Here is a 15,847-nt window from a genome sequence, read left to right on the forward strand (position 1 = left end):
GGAAAGGCAGGCGCAGTAAAAATCAGGCATTATTCGTGACAGTGTCACCTTCGGTGGCGTCCTGTGCCGCTTCCTGTTTTTGGAGCGTGCGCTCATAGGCTTTCACAAATGGGTAGTACATCAGCGCCGACATCACCATGCAGATAAGACACATGACAACCGGGCTGAAGGCCCAGTTAGCGGCCCATGATGCCCCGATGGGCGCGGGCGTAGTCCACGGCGTCAGCGAGACTACCTGCGCCAGCCAGCCCAGTTTGGTCGCGGTCCAGGCAAGAACGGCGTTCACCATCGGCACCAGAATAAACGGCAGGAAAAAGACAGGGTTCATAATAACCGGCGCGCCGAACAGAATCGGTTCATTGATGTTAAACATGCTCGGCACGACGCCCATTTTACCGATGGTACGCAGGTGCACCGCGCGGCTGCGCAGCAGCAGGAACGCCAGCGGCAGGGTGGAACCTACGCCGCCGATCAGCAGGTAGTGATCCCAGAATCCTTGCAGGTAAATATGCGGCAGCGCCTGGCCCGCCGCCAGCGCGGCCTGGTTGGCGGAGAGGTTCGCCATCCAGAACGGGTTCATGATGCCGGTGACAATCAGCGCGCCATGAATGCCCGCAAACCACAGGATCTGGCAGATTAAAACGGAAATCAGAATCGCCGGCAGGGAGTCGGACGCGGCCACCAGCGGAGAGAGCAGATGCATAATCGCTTCCGGCAGGATCATACCGGTAGTGGATTCAATCAGCAGGTTGAGCGGGTGAAGCGTAAAGACAATCACCACCACCGGGATCAGAATCTCAAACGAGCGCGCGACGCCGGTCGGCACCTCTTTCGGCAGGCGGATAGTAATATTGTGGCGCTTCAGGAAGGCATACATTTCGCTCGCGTAAATCGCCGTGATAAGCGCGGTGAAAATGCCCTGGCCTGAGAAATATTGCGTGGAGATCTGCCCGTCTTTATAAGGCGCCGCCACCAGCAGAAACGCCATAAACGCCAGCAGGCCGGTCATGATCGGATCAAGCTGATAGTGCTTGCCGAGGCTTGCGCCAATGCCGACCGAGATAAAAAACGTCATCACGCCCATGCTGAGGTTAAACGGCAGCATCAGCTGTTCGCGGTATTTCAGCGAAATATCCAGCCACGCGCGGCAGAAGCCGATTTGCGTATCCGGCGAGAAGGGCGGAAAGATAAAAACCAGCAGGAACGAACCGATGATCATAAACGGCAGGGCGGCGAGAAAACCGTCCCTGATCGCGACCACGTGACGCTGCGAACCCATCGCGCCCGCCAGCGGCGTGATTTTGTTTTCAATAACATGGACCATACTCTGGTACAGACTCATGAGGCGTTTCCTTTATCAGGCAGGGGGGAATAGCGCTCAGTTTGAAACAAAATGGAAACCGGTTTCCATGTGTCTGTGGCCTGATTGTCGCCGCGATCACTTTTATGAAAGGAAACGTCGTGAAAGCGTGAGTAGTATCACAAAGCGGGGAAGAGTGAGTGGCAAAAAGCCCCCGGCATGCGCCGGGGTGAATGCTTAACGGGCGACGCGCAGGCCGTTTTCCACGCCGCGGCTAAAGACCACCTGCCACAGCTGGATATCCCGCGCGCGAAAGGCGCCCGCGCAGGCGTTGAGATAATAGGTAAACATGCGTTTAAACCGCTCAGAGTAGTTATCGGCTATCTCCGGCCAGGCGTCGAGGAAACGCGCATACCAGGCCATCAGCGTTTTATCGTAGTCCGCCCCGAAGTTATGCCAGTCTTCCATCACGAAATGCGGCTCGCTGGCGGCGGCAATCTGGCGCGCCGACGGCAGGCAGCCGTTCGGGAAGATGTACTTGTCGATCCACGGGTCAACGTTGTTATCGGTTTTCCGCGAGCCGATGGTATGCAGCAGGAAGAGTCCGTCAGGCTTGAGGTTACGGTCGGCGACGTCAAAATAGGTGGCGTAGTTTTTCGGGCCGACATGCTCAAACATACCGACCGACACGATGCGGTCGAACTGGGAATCGAGATCGCGGTAATCCTGCAACAGAATGGTGACGTCCAGCCCTTCGCAACGCGCCTGGGCCATTTTCTGCTGCTCGGCGGAAATGGTCACGCCGGTGACCGACACGCCATAGTGCCGCGCCGCGAACGCCGCCAGACCGCCCCAGCCGCAGCCGATATCCAGCAGCGTCATGCCAGGCTCAAGCGCCAGTTTGTCGCAGATAAGCTTCAGCTTCGCCTGTTGGGCGTCCTCAAGGTTATCGGCCTCTTTCCAGTAGCCGCAGGAGTACTGCATATACGGATCGAGCATCCGGCTGAAGAGATCGTTGCCGAGATCGTAATGCTCTTTGCCGACAATCCAGGCGCGTTTTTTCGATTGCAGATTAAACAGACGAGCGCCGAGAATGCGCAGCGTATCTTTCAGATGGTGCGGCAGCTGGTCTTCCAGCCCCGCGCGCAGCACTTTGGTGAAGAAGAGATCGAGACGCTCGCACTCCCACCAGCCGTCCATATAGCTTTCGCCAAGACCGAGAGAACCTTCCTGCAAAACACGCTTAAAAAAGTCAGGGTTTTTCACCTGAATGTCGGAAGGGGCTGCGCCGTTAACGGCGATCCCGGCCCGGCTGAGCAGTTCAGTTGCGATGCGATACCAGTGATTGTCCGGTATGCTGACTTCTTCTATACACGATGAACTCATAGCTTCTCCATCACTGATGTGATCAGAACCTTCAAACAGCGTAGTCGCAATTTTCGGTATGTGAGAAATATCACGGAAAGGTCCGCGAGCCTGATATCCGACGTAGAACAGAGGAAGGGAGATGACCCTTGCCAGAAATGTCATTCCAAATAAAAAAGGGAGCCAGCGGCTCCCGTTACTACATAATATTTATGCTAATTATCGTAGAGCCGCGAACCAGTATAGGCCTCGTTTTACGATGATTCAACCGTTGACCGTTAGCAAGCTAATCACAAAATTTCATATTATCACGCGACTGATGACTGCGTGACCCGATGACGCCCGCGCAGCAGGAACCCCAGGCCCGCCAGCAGTACGGTTGCCAGCATGACGCTGGTGGTCGAAAGCAGCGGCGTGGCGACCAGCCATGACACCACCAGACTTGCCACAAAACAGAGCCCCAGCTGGAGCGTATTTTGCAGCGCGGCGGCGCGTCCGGTGGCCTGCGGGAACGGCAACAGCGCGGCGGCGACCACAATCGGGTAGATGGCGCCGTTCGCCATGGCCATCAGGCAGAAGGGGATGAGCAGCGTGGTGAGCGTGACCGCCTCGCTTAACCCTACAAGCCAGGTGGCGAGCACGCTTAACGCGAAGCCTGCCAGCAGCCACGGCAGCAGCGTCTCGCCCTGCCATTTTTGCAGCGCGCTGCGACAGCCGTAACCACCAATCAGAAATGCGATGGTTTGCGGCACATAGCTCAGGCCAATCACCGCCGGGCTGTAGCCCATCTCATGCAGGATAAACGGCGAGCCGGTGAGCCAGGCGAAAAAGCTGGCGGAGCAGGCGGCGTAAATCAGCACATTGCCGCTGTAGACGCGCGAGCGCAGCAGCATCATAAAGCTCAGCGGTTCGCCGCCTTTATTGCCCTGCGGCGCGCCGGAAGGCAGACGCAGCGCCGGAATAATCAGCAGTACCGTGATGGCAAACAGCACCACGAAAATCGCCTGCCAGGAAAAGTGGTTCAGGATCCAGCTGCCCAGCAGCGGCGCCAGCGCCGGAGAAAGGCCGACCAGCGGCATGATGGTCGCGAAAATGCGGCGCGCCTGCTGCGCCGGGTAGCGGTCGGTCACCAGCGCCTGCCAGCTCACCGCGGCGGAGCAAACTCCCACAGCCTGAATAAAGCGCAGCGCCAGCAGCGCGCCTGCGGTCTCTACCCAGACGGTGCCAAGGCAGGCGAGGGCGAAAATCCCGAGCCCCGCCAGCAGTACCGGGCGACGGCCAAAACGGTCAGAGAGGGGGCCCCAGACCAGCTGCGCCAGCGCGAATCCCGCCAGGAACAGGCTCAGAGAGGCGCTGATGGCCGATGGCGCCGTGTGTAAATCCGCCTCGATAACGGCGAACGCGGGCAGGTACATATCGGTCGCCAGAAAGCCGAGCACGCTCAGCCCGGCCAGCCAGCAAAGAAATCCTTTATCAGGTCGCATCACAATGACTCACTTCTTAATACGCGAAAGAGCCCGGAGTGTACGGAGTGCAAACCGGCTTGTGAAACGCTAATATTTGCCGTTTCCATTCAAAAATTTTGCAGGCAGAAAATGTGGTCTGAATATTCTCTGGAAGTCGTCGACGCCGTCGCGCGCACCGGCAGCTTCACCGCGGCGGCGGCGGAACTGCACCGCGTGCCTTCTGCCGTCAGCTATACGGTGCGTCAGCTTGAGGAATGGCTCGCGGTGTCGCTCTTTGAGCGACGCCATCGCGATGTGGTGCTGACGCCCGCGGGCGCCTGGTTTTTACGCGAGGGGCGTTCTGTCATCAAAAAAATGATGATCACCCGCCAGCAGTGCCAGCAGATAGCCAACGGCTGGCGCGGGCAGCTTTCCATCGCGGTGGACAACATCGTGCGGCCTGAGCGCACCCGCCAGCTGGTGCTCGATTTCTACCGACACTTTTCCGATGTTGAGTTGCAGGTGTCGCAGGAGGTGTTTAACGGTGTCTGGGATGCGCTGGCGGACGGGCGCGTGGAACTTGCCATCGGCGCCACGCAGGCGATCCCTGTGGGCGGACGGTTCGCGTTCCGCGATATGGGCATGCTGAGCTGGCGCTGCGTGGTGGCGCATCATCATCCGCTGGCGCGGCACGAAGGCGCGCTAAGCGATGACAGGCTGCGCGATTACCCGTCGCTGGTGCTGGAAGACACCTCGCGTTCGCTGCCCAAACGCATCACCTGGCTGCTGGATAACCAGCGGCGCGTGGTGGTGCCGGACTGGCTCTGCGCCGCTGATGCGCTTAGCGAAGGGCTCTGTATCGGCATGGTGCCGACGCATTTCGCGAAGCCATGGCTGGACCGCGGGGAGTGGCGCGCGCTGACGCTGGAAAACCCGTTCCCGGACGCCGCCTGCTGCCTGACGTGGCGACAAAGCGACGCCTCGCCCGCGCTGCGCTGGCTGCTTGATTATCTGGGGGATAGCGAAACGCTGAACACGGAGTGGCTGCGGGAGCCGCAGTGATACGGCTCCCGGAAGGGATTAACGACGATAGTCGCGGAACGGGCCGTCCGCCACCGAGCGGCGTTCGATAAGGCGCGGGTGCACCTCGATGGTCTGCGACTCTTCGCGTTTGTTAACGATGCGATCGAGCAGCATATTGAACGCAGTCTGACCCAGCGTCTCCTTCGGCTGATGGATGGTCGTCAGCGCCGGGCTGAAGAAGCGTGCGTTACGCACGTTGTCGTAGCCGATAATCGAAATATCCTGCGGCACGCGCAGACCCATCTCATCGGCGGCGCAGATAGCGCCCATCGCCATAATATCGCCGCCGCAGAAGACGGCGGTGGGGCGCTGCGGCTGCGAGAGGATCTGCTGCATGGCGCGATAACCGGATTCCGGCTCGAAATCGCCCTGCACGATCCAGTTTTCCGGCACCTTGATGGCCGCTTCTTCCAGCGCTTTCATGAAACCGGAAAAACGCCCGACGCCGGTGTTGCGCTCAAGCTGCCCCGGGATCACGCCGATATCGCGATGGCCGCGCTCGATAAGATAACGCCCCGCGAGATAACCGCCCTGGAACGCGTTATCGATAACCGAGTCGGTGAAATCCGCTTTCGCTTCGCCCCAGTCCATCACCACCATCGGGATATGACGGTACTCTTCAAGCGTTGCGAGCAGCGGCTCCGGGTATTCCGAACACATCACCAGCAGGCCGTCGACGCGCTTTTGCGCCATCATCGACAGATACGCGCGCTGTTTTTCCAGATTGTTATGCGCATTGCCGAGGATCAGCGTATAGCCTTTCGCAAAGCAGCTGTTTTCTACGGCCTCGATGATTTCTGCAAAGTAGGGCGCTTCGCTACTGGTCGCCAGCAGCCCGATAGATTTGGTGTGGTTCACCTTCAGGCTGCGCGCCACGGCGCTTGGCGAATAGTGTAATTCTTTGATAGCCGCCCATACCGCGTTGCGCGTCTCTTCCGCCACAAAACGGGTTTTGTTAATTACATGTGAGACTGTTGTTGTGGAAACGTTGGCTCGCTTCGCGACGTCTTTAATTGTTGCCATTAATAATCACTCCAGACCCCTGGCTGAGCCCTGCAAAATCACGGGTTAATCGTTTGCCTGTACACACCCCTGTGTGCCACGAGGGGACGTGCGGCATGCCGGGAAACGCGACATTTATCGTGAGGAGGGGTCGATGGCCGGTACCGAATAAAGTAGCGACGAATTTTGGCTTATCTTTATCGAAAGGGGAAGAGGGAAAACGCATATCTGGTTAAATGTCGCAGGATTTTTCGGCCCGTTTATGCAAAAATGCGCACTACCTGATTTTTATGGGGTCTTTAAGGAGAATATCATGAGTACCGATCTGAAATTTTCGCTGGTCACTACCCTTGTTGTGCTGGGTCTTATTGTGGCGGGCGCTTTTACCGCCATCCTGCATTAAGCGCCAGGCGGGAGTGCGCCTGCGTTCTCCCGCTTTCTTATACCATTCCTGCGCTTAAACGCCTTTCGCTCGCCGTTTCCTTTCTTTTTCACGCTATTCCCTTATGATTCGCTAATAACAACTTTTGCGTGTTCTTTAACACTCGCGCAATAATATTTTGCTGTTTTTGTCACTTATCTTTTCCGGCTGAAAGTGCCATCCTTTCTGCATCCTGCTGTAACGTCGGGCATTCCCCGGCGCTGTTGTACAATTTCTGGAGTAATGAATGAAAGTCAATTTCCCGTTACTGGCACTGGCGATTGGTGCTTTTGGCATTGGCACGACCGAGTTTTCCCCGATGGGGCTGTTGCCGGTAATAGCGAACGGCGTCAACGTCTCGATTCCGGCCGCCGGTATGCTGATAAGCGCTTACGCGGTTGGCGTGATGGTGGGGGCGCCGCTGATGACGCTTCTGCTGTCGCACCGCGCACGACGCAGCGCGCTGATTTTCCTGATGGCGATCTTTACGCTCGGCAACGTGCTCTCGGCGCTGGCGCCGGATTACATGACGCTGATGGCCTCGCGTATTCTCACCAGCCTTAACCACGGGGCGTTTTTCGGGCTCGGCTCGGTTGTGGCGGCAAGCGTGGTGCCGAAGCATAAACAGGCGAGCGCCGTCGCGACGATGTTTATGGGGCTGACCATCGCCAATATCGGCGGCGTGCCGGCGGCGACCTGGCTTGGCGAAACCATCGGCTGGCGAATGTCGTTTCTGGCGACCGCCGGTCTTGGGCTGGTGGCGATGGCGAGCCTCTGGTTCTCCCTGCCGAAAGGCGGCAGCGGCGAGCGTCCGGATGTGAAAAGCGAACTCGCGGTGCTGATGCGCCCGCAGGTAGTGAGCGCGCTGCTGACCACGGTGCTCGGGGCGGGCGCGATGTTCACGCTCTATACCTATATCGCGCCGGTGCTGCACCATATCACTGACGCCAGCGCGGCGTTCGTCACCGCCATGCTGGTGCTGATAGGCGTCGGGTTTTCCATCGGCAACTATCTGGGCGGCCGCCTCGCGGACCGCTCGGTGAGCGGCACCCTGAAGGGGTTCCTGACGCTGCTTATTATCATCATGGCGGCGATCCCGTGGCTTGCGAAGACGGAAATCGGCGCGGCTATCAGCATGGTGGTGTGGGGCGCGGCGACATTCGCGGTGGTGCCGCCGCTGCAGATGCGCGTGATGCGCGTCGCCAGCGAAGCGCCAGGCCTGTCGTCATCGGTCAATATCGGTGCGTTTAACCTTGGCAACGCGCTTGGCGCGGCGGCGGGCGGCGCTGTTATTCACGCAGGCTTCGGCTATAACGTGGTGCCGGTGATGGGGGCGCTGATTGCCGCGCTCGGCCTGCTGCTGGTGCTGCTCTCCAGCCGTCGCGAGGCGCAAACGGCGTGCAGCGCCGAATAACATAAGCGCAGTAAAAAAGTAAACGGAGAAGGGCGACCTTCTCCGTTTTTTTTGGTGCAGATAAAATGATTAACGAATGGTGCGCGGTGTCATCACCCGGCGCGCACCGACATAGTGACGCTGCCAGTAATCTTCGCTCAGCGACGTTATCTGGATTTCCTGACCGCTGCGCGGCGACTGAATAAACTTGCCGTTGCCGACATAGACGCCCACGTGATCGGCGGTGCCGCGGCCCTGGGTGCGGAAGAACACCAGATCGCCGCTTTCCAGCTCGCCACGGTTAACCGGCGCGGCGTCACGCAGGTGATACATTTCGTTGGCGGTACGCGGGATACGGAATTTCACCAGATCTTTATACGCATACCAGACCAGGCCGCTGCAGTCGAAACCGGTGCGCGGCGACGTGCCGCCCCAGTGATACGGCTTGCCAATCTGGTTCATCAGCTTGTTCATGGCGGTTGTCTGCGCTTTTTTCACGCGCGCTTTATGGGCATCCGCGATGGTGAGCGGCCCGCTGACGCATTTGGTTTTGCGATTTTTGCGCGTTTTGCTGCAGGTCTGGGCGCTCAGGCGGTTGCTGGCCTGTTTAACGGAAGAGGTGGAAGCGCGGCGGGAAGCGGTTTTACTGGCGGTAGAAGTGGTCTTGCTGGTGCGTTTTGCGGTGGTGTTTCGCTTCTCGCTGGCGGTTTTCGCCGTTTTCGTTTTGGTCTTCGTTTCGTTGTTGCTTTTTTTTGCGGTTTTTGTGCTGGTTTTCTTTTTCACCGTACTGGCGTGCGCCTTTTGTACCTTCGAGGCGCGCGTCTGCTCCGACGCCTGCGCGAACGGCGCAAATGCCAGTGATGAAGTCATTAATAAAGCACAGAGCGTGAGAGCAATTTTTGTTTTGCGCGCCACTGAGCATTCCCCTGCATAAAGCCGGCAATCATGCCAACGGATGAATTTTAAGAGCTTGCTGATTCTAATCTAAAAAATTGTCCGAAGTTAAGCAGCAAATCGTCTTTACAACGCAGTTTCGTTAACCGGCGCACTCTTTTTCGCCAGTTGCCGCTGCGTGGATGCGCATTTTAGCGCGCCTTCTTAGAGGAGAATATCGGCAGCTTACAGAAAAGTGTTATTATTTGCTTCTCTTTCACCACGGCACGGCGCCGGGCTTAAGCGCAAGATTATGCATTTTCGGGACGCTCCGGAGCCGCTACAATGTAAAGCTAACGCCGTAATGACGCTTGAGGAAGTAAGACAATGAGCACTACGCTTGAAAAAATTCAACGCCAGATCGCTGAAAACCCGATTCTGCTGTACATGAAAGGCTCCCCGAAACTGCCGAGCTGCGGCTTCTCCGCACAGGCGGTACAGGCGCTGTCCGCCTGCGGCGAGCGTTTTGCGTATGTCGATATCCTGCAAAACCCGGATATCCGCGCGGAACTGCCGAAATACGCTAACTGGCCGACCTTCCCGCAGCTGTGGGTGGATGGCGAGCTGGTCGGCGGTTGCGACATCATTATCGAAATGTATCAGCGCGGCGAACTGCAGCCGCTTATCAAAGAGACGGCGGCGAAGCACAATCCGGCCACCCCGGACGCGGAATAATCCCGTCGCGCCTTATCGCGCAAACAAAAAAGCGGCCCTGGAGGCCGCTTTTTTTTGCGCTGCGTTAGCTCACTCGCCGTCTTGCGGCGTCGCGTCTTCCGCGGCGAGCGGCGGCACCGGCCAGCCGCCCAGGCGTTTCCAGCGGTTGACAATTTCGCAAAACAGCAGGGCGGTTTGTTCGGTGTCATAGAGCGCCGAATGCGCCTGGGTGCTGTCAAACGGCATGCCCGCCGCGATGCACGCTTTCGCCAGCACGGTCTGGCCCAGCGCCAGCCCGCTTAACGCCGCGGTGTCGAAGGTCACAAACGGGTGGAACGGATTGCGCTTGAGCGACGCGCGCTCCGCGGCCGCCATCATAAAGCTGTGATCGAACGTGGCATTATGCGCCACCATGATCGCGCGGTTGCAGTTGCTCTCTTTCATGCCCTTGCGCACCATTTTAAAAATGGCGTGCAGCGCGTCATATTCGCTGACGGCGCCGCGCAACGGGTTATGCGGATCGATACCGTTAAACGCCAGCGCTTCGGGCTGGAGGATGGCGCCTTCAAAGGGCTCAACGTGAAAATGCAGTGTTTCATCAGGGGTGAGCCAGCCGTCGGCATCCATTTTCAGCGTCACGGCGGCGATTTCCAGCAGCGCGTCGGTTTTGGCGTTAAAACCGGCGGTTTCCACATCGATGACAACAGGGTAAAAGCCACGAAAACGGTCGGACAGACCGGTCAGTTGAGCGTTATCGGACATCAGCGTCTCTTAAGTTTGGGGAATTAAAGCAGCGCGCATTATGGCAAATTTCACGACGGGATGCAGCAAGGCGGGCAGAACGCCCGCCGGAGGGATCAGTTGCCGAGGCCGCGACCTGCGTCTTTCTCTTCGATAAGCTCGATTTTGTAACCGTCCGGATCTTCAACAAACGCGATTACCGTGGTGCCGCCTTTAACCGGGCCCGCTTCACGGGTGACGTTGCCGCCATTGTTGCGGATGCGCTCGCAGGCTTCTGCGGCGTTATCCACGCTGATGGCGATATGGCCGTAAGCCGTGCCGAGCTCATAGCTCTCCACGCCCCAGTTGTAAGTCAGCTCGATCACCGCTTCTTCGCTCTCCGGACCGTAACCGACAAACGCCAGCGAATATTTGTATTCCGTGTTTTCACTGGTGCGCAGCAGTTTCATGCCAAGAACGTTGGTGTAGAAATTGATGGAGCGTTGCAGGTCGCCAACGCGCAGCATGGTGTGAAGTAAGCGCATAAGATCCTCTTAAATAAACGGCTTGTGATGATGCTTTTGGGTGAAACAGGATTTTAGTATAGCGGCGGAAGGCCGCCGCTATCAATTTGGATCACAGGGTAGGGTAATCGATGTAGCCTTCCGCGCCGCCGCCGTAGAAGGATTCCGGGCGCTGCGGGTTGAGCTCGGCTTTTTTACGCAGGCGCTCGACGAGATCCGGGTTAGCGATATAGTCGCGACCAAACGCCACCGCGTCGATAAGCCCTTTCTGGATCAGCGCTTCGGCTTTCTCGCGGCTGTAGGCGCCTGCGCCGATAATAGCGCCGTCGAAACGTTCGCGGACTTTCTGGCGGAATTCGTCGGTGTAAGGCACGCCGCCCGCCCAGTCCGGCTCGGACATATGCAGGTACGCGATGCCGCGCCTGTTCAGCTCTTCAATCAGGTACAGCGCATCGGCTTCTTCGTTCGGGCCGTTGTCGACGTTCTGGAAGCTGCCAATCGGCGACACGCGGATGCCGATGCGGTCAGCGCTCCACTCTTTGCTTACGGCGTCGACCACTTCCAGCACCAGACGCGCGCGGTTTTCCACGCTGCCGCCATACTGATCGGTACGTTTGTTAGAGGACGGCGACAGGAACTGGTGCAGCAGGTAACCGTGGGCGGAGTGCAGCTCTGCCATATCGAAACCGGCGTCGCGCGCATTGCCGACGGCTTTGCGGAAATCATCGACGATGCCCGGAATTTCGTGCGTTTCGAGCGCGCGCGGGGTGGTGGTGTCGACGCGAATAGCCTTGCCGTTTTCATCACGCAGCGAGGTGCGGGTGCCCGCATTAATCGCGGAAGGCGCGACCGGCGCTTCGCCGCCAGGTTGAATGCTGCTGTGCGAGATGCGGCCGGTGTGCCACAGCTGTACGGCGATACGGCCATCGGCCTCGTGTACCGCGGCGGTGATTTTCTTCCACGCGGCGATTTGCTCATCGCTGTGCAGACCCGGCGCGCCCGCATAGCCTTTGGCCTGTGCGGAAATCTGGGTGGCTTCGCTGATGATAAGCCCGGCGCTGGCGCGCTGGCGGTAATATTCCGCCATCATTGCCGTTGGAATATCGCCCGGCTCAATGCTGCGCAGGCGGGTCAGCGGCGCCATGAATACGCGGTTAGGGGCGGTAATGGCACCCACTTTCAGCGGGGTAAACAGCTTTTCGTCTTGCATAGTCACTCCTGAGTAGACCGGTCGTCTTGTAACGAGCGAAATAAAAAAGCGCTGCCTTTCGGCAGGCGCTCTGTTCAAAGCATTTCTTTGACGTGCGCCAGCGCGTTTTCAAGCGGCGTGCCGCTGCGCGACACTTTGGCCTGCAGGCTTGCGCCAAGCCAGAGCACGTATAACACCTGCGCCCGCTGCTGGGCGCTGCCGTTAAAGGTCAACGCCTGTGCGTCGCGGCCGCGCTCCAGCGCGCCTGCCAGCAGGGCGATAACCTGCGCCGCGCCTTTATCAAGCGCGCCGCGCATATCTTCCGACAGATCGCACACTTCGGCTGAGAGCTTCACCGTCAGGCAGCCCGTCATTTTGCCCGTCTGGCAGTAATGACGAAGCGTATCTTCAAACCAGGCGATCAGCTGCTCGCGCGCCGGACCTGCCGGGTTGAAATGCTGCTCAAGGCAGGCCTGATACCGGGCGTAATGGCGCTCCAGCATCGCCACGCCAAACGCCTCTTTAGAGCGAAAGTAGTGGTAGAAGGAGCCTTTCGGTACGCCCGCGGTTTTTAACAGCTCGCTTAACCCCATGCCGGTAAAGCCGCGTTGCAGGCAGAGCTGCTCGCCGGTGGCAAGGAGGTGTTCGCGCGTATCGTGTTCAGGTGTTCGGTTCATACAATCCAATCTAATAGACCGGTCGGTCTAATGCAAGTCGCCTTAGCGAAAACCGCCAGAAACGTTAATTTTTCCGGCAGGCGCTAAGCATATCCTCCTGCGGCTGATAAAGCGAAGTCTGGATATTCATGATGCCCAGCACCGTCGAGAAGAGGTTGTCCTGCGACACCTGGTCGGCCGCCGCACGTTTGCCAAGGCAGTCGGTATCCACGCCGTACTGGCGCGCGTAATCGCCGGAGAGCCAGAAGAGGAGCGGAATGTGCGTCTGCTGATCGGGCGCCAGCAGGTACGGCGCGCCGTGCAGATAAATGCCGTTCTCGCCGAGCGATTCGCCGTGATCGGAGAGATAGACCAGCGCCGTGTTCATGGTGTCCTGATGCTTACGCAGCGCATCAATGGTGCGGCTCAGTACATCGTCGGTATAAAGAATGGTGTTGTCATAGGTGTTAATGAGCGCCTGACGGTCACAGTTCTGGATCTCGTTGGTGTCGCAGGTCGGCGTAAAGCGGCGGAAATTATCCGGGTAGCGGCGGTAATACGCCGGGCCGTGGCTGCCCATCAGGTGCAGGACAATCACGGAATCCTGTTTCAGGCCATCCAGCACGTTATCGAAACGCCACAGCAGCGCGTCGTCGAGGCAGGAGCCGTCTTTACACAGCTCGTTAAGCTTCCATTCAGTCATGTCTGTATGTGGAATGCGGTTGCAGGCGCCTTTACAGCCGCCATCGTTATCCCGCCACAGCACGTTAACGCCCGCATGCGCCAGCACGTCCATCAGCCCTTCCTGATGATGCGCCAGTCCGGCGTCGTAATGCGCGCGCGGCATCCCGGAGAACATGCAGGGCACCGAAATGGCAGTTTCCGTGCCGCAGGAGGTGGCGTGCGGATAAAACACCACGCCCTGTTTTTTCAGCTGCGGGTTAGTGTCGCGATCATAGCCGCCAAGCGAATAGTTCTGCTCGCGGGAGGCTTCGCCAATCACCACCACCAGCACGGTTTTTTTGGTCTGCTGGCGAATGACCGGGCCTTTTTTGGCATCTTCGCCGATGCGCACCAGCGTCTGGTCGCCCGCGAAAAAGCGTGAGTGGGTATATTTGACGATGCCGCTGATGTAGTTAGCGGGCGTGACCATCTTGGCGATATTTTTATTGTTGCGAAACAGCGAGGCGTAGTCCTTATAAAACAGTGACGCCACGAGAATGATCACCAGCAGGCTCGCGAGAATACTGACCAGACGGCGCAGCGCCGTCCAGAGTAAACTGCCGGACACCACCTCAATGCGGCTCAGCAGCAACGCCGGTACGACGCCCGCAACCACAAGCCATCCGATAAGCTGCGGCGTTATCAGCGCCCCGGCTTCCTGGGAGTTGGTCTCGAAGATATTGACCATCATGTTCTGGTCAATCACCGCCCCGTAGGTATACATAAAATAGCTGCTGGCCGCCGAGCCGAGGAGCAATATGGCCAGGACCGGTTTGCGTAGCCACGGTAGATTAATGATGCTGAAAATCACCAGCCAGGCGCAGAACAGCACCAGCGGTACGCTCGCGGCGAACAGCACGTCGTGCAGATGATGTGGGGCGATAAGCGTCCAGCAGCGGCCAATAAACAGCGCATTCATCAGCGTGAAGAGCAGGGCGCTGAACAGGTTGAAACGCAAGTCGCTCCAGCGCAGTTTTTTAATAGTTGCCATTATAAAAACTCCATTAACGATGCAGGCAGTCTACGGCGCAAAGATTAGTGAAACCTTAACCTGCCTTTAACAGCACGCCAGGCAGGTTCAACGAAAGCTCAACGACAACACAATTGTTGCAATTACGTGGCGCTCTGGTGAGCAAACTTGCATCCCGGCGCAGTTCAGGCTTCAATTGTAACTATCATGTTAACGAGGAGCCGTTGTGGCCGAGCAGCTCGAGTTTTTCCCTGTTCCCAGTCCGTGTCGCGGGATTTGCCAGTCGGATGAACGCGGCTACTGCCGTGGCTGCATGCGTAGCCGCGACGAGCGTTTCAACTGGCAGAAGATGAACGACGCTCAGAAGCAGGAGGTGTTACGCCTCTGTCGCCAGCGCATGCTCCGTAAACTGCGCGCCGGTCGCGCCGAACCTGACGAAGAACCGCAGCAGCCTTCACTGTTTTAACCGCGTCGCTTGCGTATAATCCCCGGCAGTTTTCCTTTCTGAGGTAAGTACTTATGGTTGAGCGTATTCTTATGGCGCCCCAGGGGCCGACGTTTTCACGTCTGGTAATGGGGTACTGGCGTTTAATGGAGTGGAATTACTCCGCCCGCGAGCTGGTGGGGTTTATCGAGCAACATCTGGAGCTTGGCATTACCACGGTCGATCACGCCGATATTTACGGAAACTATCAGTGTGAAGCCGCTTTCGGCGAGGCGCTGCGTCTGGCGCCGCATCTGCGCGAAAAAATGGAAATCGTCACCAAATGCGGTATCGCCACCACGGCGAAGCCGGAAAACGCCCTTGGTCATTACATTACCGATCGCGCGCATATTGTGCAGAGCGCGGAAAACTCCCTGCGCCACCTCAGTACCGATGTGCTGGATCTGCTGCTGATCCATCGCCCCGATCCGCTGATGGATGCCGATGAGGTCGCCGAAGCGTTCCTTGCTCTGCATAAAAGCGGCAAAGTCCGCCATTTTGGCGTCTCAAACTTTACGCCAGGGCAATTCTCGTTATTGCAGTCGCGCCTGCCGTTTACGCTCGCGACCAATCAGGTTGAGATTTCGCCGGTACATCAGCCGCTGCTGCTTGACGGAACGCTGGATCTGCTACAGCAGTTACGCATTCGCCCGATGGCCTGGTCATGCCTTGGCGGCGGGCGGCTGTTCAGCGAAGAAAGCTATGGACCGCTGCGCGCAGAGCTGCAACAGGTTGCAGAAGAGACGGGCGCGCAGACCATTGAGCAGGTGGTCTACGCCTGGGTGATGCGTCTGCCGTCGCGCCCGCTGCCGATTATCGGTTCCGGCAAAATCGATCGCGTCAAAAGCGCGATGGGCGCGCTGTCGCTTGAGCTGTCGCGCCAGCAGTGGTTCCGCATTCGCAAAGCCGCGCTCGGTTACGACGTTCCCTGACGGCGCTATTCCCTCCTTTCCGGTGAAAATCGCCAGTCTGATATAGACTTAAC

16 protein-coding genes are annotated in these 15,847 nt (G+C 58.2%); 6 read left to right on the forward strand and 10 right to left on the reverse strand.

The annotated features are described in order from the left end of the window. Positions 1-22: 22 nt before the first annotated feature. The 3 genes from AACV31_RS09605 to punC all read right to left on the reverse strand — a co-directional run bounded on the left by AACV31_RS09605 (position 23) and on the right by punC (position 4,149). Positions 23-1,342 (reverse strand): PTS sugar transporter subunit IIC, encoded by a 1,320-nt coding sequence (locus AACV31_RS09605; protein ID WP_105539086.1) that lies wholly within the window; start codon positions 1,340-1,342, stop codon positions 23-25. Between the two features lie 195 nt (positions 1,343-1,537). Next, on the reverse strand, positions 1,538-2,686 hold the full coding sequence (gene cfa, locus AACV31_RS09610; RefSeq protein ID WP_165153797.1) for a cyclopropane fatty acyl phospholipid synthase: 1,149 nt from the start codon (positions 2,684-2,686) through the stop codon (positions 1,538-1,540). Between the two features lie 287 nt (positions 2,687-2,973). Next, positions 2,974-4,149 (reverse strand): purine nucleoside transporter PunC, encoded by a 1,176-nt coding sequence (punC, locus tag AACV31_RS09615; protein WP_075198417.1) that lies wholly within the window; start codon positions 4,147-4,149, stop codon positions 2,974-2,976. 111 nt (positions 4,150-4,260) lie between these two features. Between punC and punR the strand changes: the two genes are divergently transcribed. Further along, positions 4,261-5,172, forward strand: a complete 912-nt coding sequence (gene punR, locus AACV31_RS09620) for a DNA-binding transcriptional activator PunR (RefSeq protein WP_075198416.1) — start codon at positions 4,261-4,263, stop codon at positions 5,170-5,172. Between the two features lie 18 nt (positions 5,173-5,190). Here punR and purR read toward each other — a convergent pair whose 3' ends face one another. Then, positions 5,191-6,216, reverse strand: a complete 1,026-nt coding sequence (gene purR / locus AACV31_RS09625; RefSeq protein ID WP_007760781.1) for an HTH-type transcriptional repressor PurR — start codon at positions 6,214-6,216, stop codon at positions 5,191-5,193. A gap of 292 nt (positions 6,217-6,508) precedes the next feature. On the opposite strand from purR, the gene cydH reads away from it, so the two are divergent. Together cydH and AACV31_RS09635 are read left to right on the forward strand one after the other, a co-directional pair. Then, on the forward strand, positions 6,509-6,598 hold the full coding sequence (gene cydH / locus AACV31_RS09630; RefSeq protein ID WP_015386754.1) for a cytochrome bd-I oxidase subunit CydH: 90 nt from the start codon (positions 6,509-6,511) through the stop codon (positions 6,596-6,598). A 265-nt stretch (positions 6,599-6,863) separates the two neighbouring features. Beyond that, positions 6,864-8,030: an MFS transporter gene (locus AACV31_RS09635; protein WP_165153801.1), complete on the forward strand. Its 1,167-nt coding sequence runs from the start codon at positions 6,864-6,866 to the stop codon at positions 8,028-8,030. 69 nt (positions 8,031-8,099) lie between these two features. Here the strand turns inward: AACV31_RS09635 and AACV31_RS09640 are convergent, their stop codons facing one another. After that, positions 8,100-8,924, reverse strand: coding sequence for a C40 family peptidase (locus AACV31_RS09640; RefSeq protein ID WP_105539215.1), 825 nt, complete (start codon positions 8,922-8,924; stop codon positions 8,100-8,102). A 345-nt stretch (positions 8,925-9,269) separates the two neighbouring features. Here AACV31_RS09640 and AACV31_RS09645 point away from each other — a divergent pair, with 345 nt between their 5' ends. Further along, a complete protein-coding gene (locus tag AACV31_RS09645; protein ID WP_007760793.1) occupies positions 9,270-9,617 on the forward strand; it encodes a Grx4 family monothiol glutaredoxin in 348 nt (115 codons plus the stop codon). A gap of 69 nt (positions 9,618-9,686) precedes the next feature. Here the strand turns inward: AACV31_RS09645 and rnt are convergent, their stop codons facing one another. The 5 genes from rnt to eptA all read right to left on the reverse strand — a co-directional run bounded on the left by rnt (position 9,687) and on the right by eptA (position 14,399). Further along, positions 9,687-10,358, reverse strand: a complete 672-nt coding sequence (gene rnt / locus AACV31_RS09650) for a ribonuclease T (protein WP_004385023.1) — start codon at positions 10,356-10,358, stop codon at positions 9,687-9,689. Between the two features lie 95 nt (positions 10,359-10,453). Continuing rightward, on the reverse strand, positions 10,454-10,861 hold the full coding sequence (gene gloA / locus AACV31_RS09655; RefSeq protein ID WP_007760795.1) for a lactoylglutathione lyase: 408 nt from the start codon (positions 10,859-10,861) through the stop codon (positions 10,454-10,456). 91 nt (positions 10,862-10,952) lie between these two features. Then, positions 10,953-12,050: an alkene reductase gene (locus AACV31_RS09660; RefSeq protein ID WP_075198413.1), complete on the reverse strand. Its 1,098-nt coding sequence runs from the start codon at positions 12,048-12,050 to the stop codon at positions 10,953-10,955. A 74-nt stretch (positions 12,051-12,124) separates the two neighbouring features. Next, positions 12,125-12,706, reverse strand: coding sequence for a TetR/AcrR family transcriptional regulator (locus AACV31_RS09665; RefSeq protein ID WP_075198412.1), 582 nt, complete (start codon positions 12,704-12,706; stop codon positions 12,125-12,127). A gap of 64 nt (positions 12,707-12,770) precedes the next feature. Beyond that, on the reverse strand, positions 12,771-14,399 hold the full coding sequence (gene eptA, locus AACV31_RS09670) for a phosphoethanolamine transferase EptA (RefSeq protein ID WP_075198411.1): 1,629 nt from the start codon (positions 14,397-14,399) through the stop codon (positions 12,771-12,773). A 205-nt stretch (positions 14,400-14,604) separates the two neighbouring features. On the opposite strand from eptA, the gene AACV31_RS09675 reads away from it, so the two are divergent. Then, complete coding sequence (locus AACV31_RS09675; protein ID WP_015741121.1) at positions 14,605-14,844, forward strand: DUF1289 domain-containing protein; 240 nt, start codon at positions 14,605-14,607, stop codon at positions 14,842-14,844. A 53-nt stretch (positions 14,845-14,897) separates the two neighbouring features. Beyond that, on the forward strand, positions 14,898-15,794 hold the full coding sequence (locus AACV31_RS09680; protein ID WP_165153804.1) for an aldo/keto reductase: 897 nt from the start codon (positions 14,898-14,900) through the stop codon (positions 15,792-15,794). Positions 15,795-15,847 lie beyond the last annotated feature (53 nt).

Origin of the sequence: Cronobacter sp. EKM101R (genome assembly GCF_963888145.1) — a bacterium.
GTDB classification, from domain to species: domain Bacteria; phylum Pseudomonadota; class Gammaproteobacteria; order Enterobacterales; family Enterobacteriaceae; genus Cronobacter; species Cronobacter turicensis.

What these genes read in the sequence shown, in the direction of transcription:
- AACV31_RS09605 (WP_105539086.1), bottom strand. Translation starts at nt 1,342, where the DNA reads ATGAGTCTGTACCAGAGTATGGTCCATGTTATTGAAAACAAAATCACG.
- cfa (WP_165153797.1), bottom strand. Translation starts at nt 2,686, where the DNA reads ATGAGTTCATCGTGTATAGAAGAAGTCAGCATACCGGACAATCACTGG.
- punC (WP_075198417.1), bottom strand. Translation starts at nt 4,149, where the DNA reads ATGCGACCTGATAAAGGATTTCTTTGCTGGCTGGCCGGGCTGAGCGTG.
- punR (WP_075198416.1), top strand. Translation starts at nt 4,261, where the DNA reads ATGTGGTCTGAATATTCTCTGGAAGTCGTCGACGCCGTCGCGCGCACC.
- purR (WP_007760781.1), bottom strand. Translation starts at nt 6,216, where the DNA reads ATGGCAACAATTAAAGACGTCGCGAAGCGAGCCAACGTTTCCACAACA.
- cydH (WP_015386754.1), top strand. Translation starts at nt 6,509, where the DNA reads ATGAGTACCGATCTGAAATTTTCGCTGGTCACTACCCTTGTTGTGCTG.
- AACV31_RS09635 (WP_165153801.1), top strand. Translation starts at nt 6,864, where the DNA reads ATGAAAGTCAATTTCCCGTTACTGGCACTGGCGATTGGTGCTTTTGGC.
- AACV31_RS09645 (WP_007760793.1), top strand. Translation starts at nt 9,270, where the DNA reads ATGAGCACTACGCTTGAAAAAATTCAACGCCAGATCGCTGAAAACCCG.
- rnt (WP_004385023.1), bottom strand. Translation starts at nt 10,358, where the DNA reads ATGTCCGATAACGCTCAACTGACCGGTCTGTCCGACCGTTTTCGTGGC.
- gloA (WP_007760795.1), bottom strand. Translation starts at nt 10,861, where the DNA reads ATGCGCTTACTTCACACCATGCTGCGCGTTGGCGACCTGCAACGCTCC.
- AACV31_RS09660 (WP_075198413.1), bottom strand. Translation starts at nt 12,050, where the DNA reads ATGCAAGACGAAAAGCTGTTTACCCCGCTGAAAGTGGGTGCCATTACC.
- AACV31_RS09665 (WP_075198412.1), bottom strand. Translation starts at nt 12,706, where the DNA reads ATGAACCGAACACCTGAACACGATACGCGCGAACACCTCCTTGCCACC.
- eptA (WP_075198411.1), bottom strand. Translation starts at nt 14,399, where the DNA reads ATGGCAACTATTAAAAAACTGCGCTGGAGCGACTTGCGTTTCAACCTG.
- AACV31_RS09680 (WP_165153804.1), top strand. Translation starts at nt 14,898, where the DNA reads ATGGTTGAGCGTATTCTTATGGCGCCCCAGGGGCCGACGTTTTCACGT.